This is a genomic window from Planomonospora algeriensis (assembly GCF_977012225.1).
This window is the reverse complement of the sequence record NZ_CDRNDK010000488.1, coordinates 1-4,404: the sequence shown is the minus strand read 5'-3', so window position 1 is coordinate 4,404 and position 4,404 is coordinate 1. Positions and strand designations below refer to the sequence as shown.

Annotated in this window: 1 protein-coding gene; it reads left to right on the top strand. The window is 74.9% G+C overall.

Translation table 11 applies throughout. The features are described from left to right. Positions 1–4,404 (top strand): SDR family NAD(P)-dependent oxidoreductase (locus ACWJ6R_RS30880; protein WP_449065602.1); only part of this gene is annotated, 4,404 nt, incomplete at both ends.

Below are 4,404 nucleotides of genomic sequence, written 5' to 3'. Positions count from 1 at the left end.
CGGCGGTGACGGTGGACACGGCGTGCTCGTCGTCGCTGGTGGCGCTGCACCTGGCCGCGCAGTCCCTGCGGTCGGGTGACTGCGACCTCGCTCTGGCCGGCGGCGCGACCGTGATGGCCTCACCCGGCATGTTCGTGGAGTTCTCCCGCCAGCGCGGTCTGGCGCCCGACGGCCGCTGCAAGGCGTTCTCGGCGGACGCCGACGGCACCGGCTGGGCCGAGGGCCTCGGCATGCTGCTCGTCGAGCGGCTGTCGGACGCCCGCCGCAACGGCCACCGCGTGCTCGCCGTCCTGCGCGGCAGCGCCATCAACCAGGACGGCGCCAGCAACGGCCTGACCGCCCCGAACGGCCCCTCCCAGCAGCGGGTGATCCGCCAGGCCCTGGCCAACGCGGACCTGTCGGCGGCCGAGGTCGACGCGGTGGAGGCGCACGGCACGGGCACCGTGCTGGGCGACCCGATCGAGGCCCAGGCCATCCTGGCCACCTACGGCCGGGACCGGCCCGCGGACCGGCCGCTCTGGCTGGGGTCGCTGAAGTCGAACATCGGCCACACCCAGGCCGCCGCCGGCGTCGGCGGCGTGATCAAGATGGTGATGGCCATGCGGCACGGCGTGCTGCCCCGGACGCTGCACGCCGACGAGCCGACGCCGCACGTGGACTGGTCGGCCGGGGCCGTACGGCTGCTGACCGGAGAGCGCCGATGGGAGCGGGAGGAGCACCCCCGCCGGGCGGCGGTCTCCTCCTTCGGCATCAGCGGCACCAACGCACACGTGATCATCGAAGAGGGGGCCGCGGAGCCGGCCGCCGATGACGCCGATGACGCCGAGCTGCCCGTGACGCCCTGGCTGATCTCCGCGAAGAGCCCGGAGGCGCTGCGGGAGCAGGCCGGTCGGCTCGCGTCGTGGATGACGCAGGACACGCCGATCGCCGCGACCGCCGCCGCCCTGGCCGGTGAGCGCACGCTGATGGAGCAGCGCGCGGTGATCGTCGGCACCGACCGCGAAGAACTGCTGGCGGGCCTGCGGGCCCTGGCCGAGCGCACGGAGGCGACCGGCGTGGTGACCGGCGTGGTGACCGGCAGCGGCCACGGCGGGAAGCTGGCCATGCTGTTCACCGGGCAGGGCAGCCAGCGCGTCGGGATGGGCCGCGACCTGGCCGACGCCTTCCCGGTGTTCGCCGAGGCGCTGGAGGAGATCTGCGCCCTGCTGGACGCGCGGCTGCCGCACCCGCTCCGCGAGGTGATGTTCACCGACCCCGGCGGCGTGCTCGACGAGACGCTGATGACCCAGCCCGCCCTCTTCGCCTTCGAGGTCGCCCTCTACCGCCTGCTGAGCTCCCTGGGCGTCGAACCGGACGTCGTGGTCGGCCACTCCGTCGGCGAGATCGCCGCCGCGCACGTGGCGGGGGTCTTCTCCCTGACCGACGCCTGCACGCTGATCGCGGCGCGGGCCCGGCTGATGCAGGAGCTTCCCGCGGGCGGAGCGATGCTCGCGATCACCGCGGCGGAAGCCGACGTGCTGCCGCTCCTCGAAGGGCGCGAGGACCAGGTCGCCATCGCGGCCGTCAACACGCCCACCTCGGTGGTGATCTCCGGCGTCGAGTCCGCGGTCGAGGAGATCGCCCGGCGGACGGCCGCGCGCACGCGCCGGCTGCGGGTCTCGCACGCCGCCCACTCACCGCTGATGGAGCCGATGCTGGCCGAGTTCGAGCGGATCGCGGCCGCCGTCACCTACCACGAGCCCCGCGTCCCGATCGTCTCCAGCGTCACCGGCGGCCTCGCGGCGGCCGGGAGGCTCACCGATGCCCGGTACTGGGTCGACCACGTGCGGCGGCCGGTCCGCTTCGCCGACGCGATCACCGCCGCCGGGGCGGACGTCTTCGTCGAAGTCGGACCCGAGGGGATCCTGACGGGCCTGGCCCAGCAGACGCTCACCGGCGGCGTGTTCGTCGCGGCCGCGCGCAAGGCGCGCGAGGAGGCCGGCACCTTCGTGCAGGCCCTCGGCCGGCTCCACGCCTGCGGCACCGCCGTCGACTGGGACGCCTACTTCGCCGCCGTCCCGGCCCGCCACGTCGACCTGCCGACCTACGCCTTCCAGCGCGAGCGGTACTGGCTGGAGACCGCCGGCCCCGCCGGCCCGCCCGCGGAGCACACCGGGCTGTTCGCGGTCGACTGGGTCCCCGTGCCGGCCGCCGGCGGCCTTCCGGCCTCCGACGACGTGCTCCTGCCCTGGGTGGCCGAGAACGGGCAGGACGAGACGGCACGGGCGCGCGAGGCCGTGATCCGTGTGCTCTCCGCCATCCAGGACCGGCTCGCCGGCGACCACCCTCCGTCCTCGCGGCTGGTGATCCTCACCGAGGGCGCGACCGGCCAGGGGGCCGATCCGGCCGCGGCGGCCGTCTGGGGTCTGGTGCGATCCGCGCAGACCGAATACCCCGGCCGGTTCGTGCTGCTCGACCACGACGGCGCCTCGCAGGACCTCGTCGCCGCCGCCCTCGCCTACGACGAGCCGCAGCTGGCGGTGCGGGAAGGAAGGATATCCGTCCCCCGGCTGGCCAAGCGCGACCTGCCGTCCGGGGAGGCGCCGTGGACGCCCGGAGGAACCGTCCTGGTCACCGGCGCCACGGGCGGGCTGGGGCGAGCGGTCACCCGGCATCTCGTCACCGCGCACGCCGTACGCGACCTCGTGCTGCCCACGCGCGACCCGCAGGCGGCCGGGGCCGTCGAGCTGGCGGCCGAGCTGACCGCGCTCGGCGCGCGGGTCGAGCTGGCCGCGTGCGACCTGTCCGACCGCGACGCGCTGGCCGCGCTCGTCGGCTCCTGCAAGGAGCTGACCGGGGTCGTGCACATCGCCGGTGTCCTGGACGACGGCGTCGTCCCGGCCATGAGCCCGGAACGGCTCGACGCCGTGTGGAAGACCAAGGCCGAGGCCGCCTGGCTCCTGCACGAGCTGACCCGCGACCGCGACCTGTCGGCGTTCGTGCTGTTCTCGTCGTGCGCGGGCACGCTGGGCAGCGCGGGCCAGGCCAGTTACGCCGCGGCCAACGGGTTCCTGGACGCCCTGGCCCGGCACCGCCGTACGCTCGGCCTGCCCGCGACGGCGCTCGCCTGGGGCCTGTGGGACGGCTCCGCGGAGTCCGGCGGCATGGGAGCGACGCTCGCCACGGCCGACCTGGCGCGCTGGGCGCGGTTGGGCGTCGCCCCGCTGCCGCAGGACCAGGCGCTCGTGCTCTTCGACGCGGCGCTCGCCGCGCAGGCGGAGACGGTGCTTCCCGCACGACTGGACCTGGCGAGGGTCGCCGACCCGGTGCCCGCGATGCTGCGCGCACTGCTGCACAAGCCGATCGAACGCCGGGCGGCCGGTGCGTCCGACGAGGTGGCGCTCGGGCGGCTGCTGCGCGGGATGAGCACCGAGGAGCAGGAACGCGCGCTCCTCGACCTGGTCCGCAGCCAGGCGGCACTGGTGCTCGGGCACCCGACGCCGGACGTGATCGACGCGACGGGCGCGTTCAAGGACGCGGGCTTCGACTCGCTGACCGCGATCGAGCTCAGGAACAGGCTGAACACGGCCACCGGCCTGTCGCTGCCGAGCTCGCTGCTGTTCGACTACCCGTCACCGGCGGTGCTGGCGGGGTACTTGCGGGCGGAGCTGCTGGGCGGCACCACGGAGGCGTCCCCGGCGGCCGGGACGGTCGGCCACGACGAGCCGATCGCGATCGTGGGCATGGCCTGCCGCTTCCCGGGCGGGGTGTCCTCGCCGGAGGAGCTGTGGGACCTGGTGGCCGCCGGCGCCGACGTGATCGGCCGGTTCCCCGACGACCGCGGTTGGGACCTGGGCCGGCTGTTCTCCCCGGACCCGGACGACCGGGGCACCTCCTCCACCCGGTACGGCGGGTTCCTGTACGACGCGGCCGAGTTCGACGCGGGCTTCTTCGGGATCAGCCCGCGTGAGGCGCTGGCGATGGACCCGCAGCAGCGGCTGCTGCTGGAGGCGTCGTGGGAGGCGATCGAGCACGCCGACATCGACGCGGCCGAACTGCGGGGAAGCCAGACCGGAGTGTTCACGGGCATCGCCCCGATGGAGTACGGGCCACGGCGCTTCGAAGGCGCGGAATCCGTGGAGGGCTACCTCCTCACCGGCGGTCTGGCCAGCGTCGCCTCGGGCCGGGTGTCGTACACGTTCGGGCTGGAGGGTCCGGCGGTGACGGTGGACACGGCGTGCTCGTCGTCGCTGGTCGCGCTGCATCTCGCCGTGCAGTCGCTGCGGTCGGGGGAGTGCGATCTGGCGCTGGCGGGCGGCGTGATGGTGATGGCCTCTCCGGGCACGTTCGTGGAGTTCTCTCGTCAGCGGGGTCTGGCGCCCGACGGCCGCTGCAAGGCGTTCTCGGCGGACGCCGACGGCACCG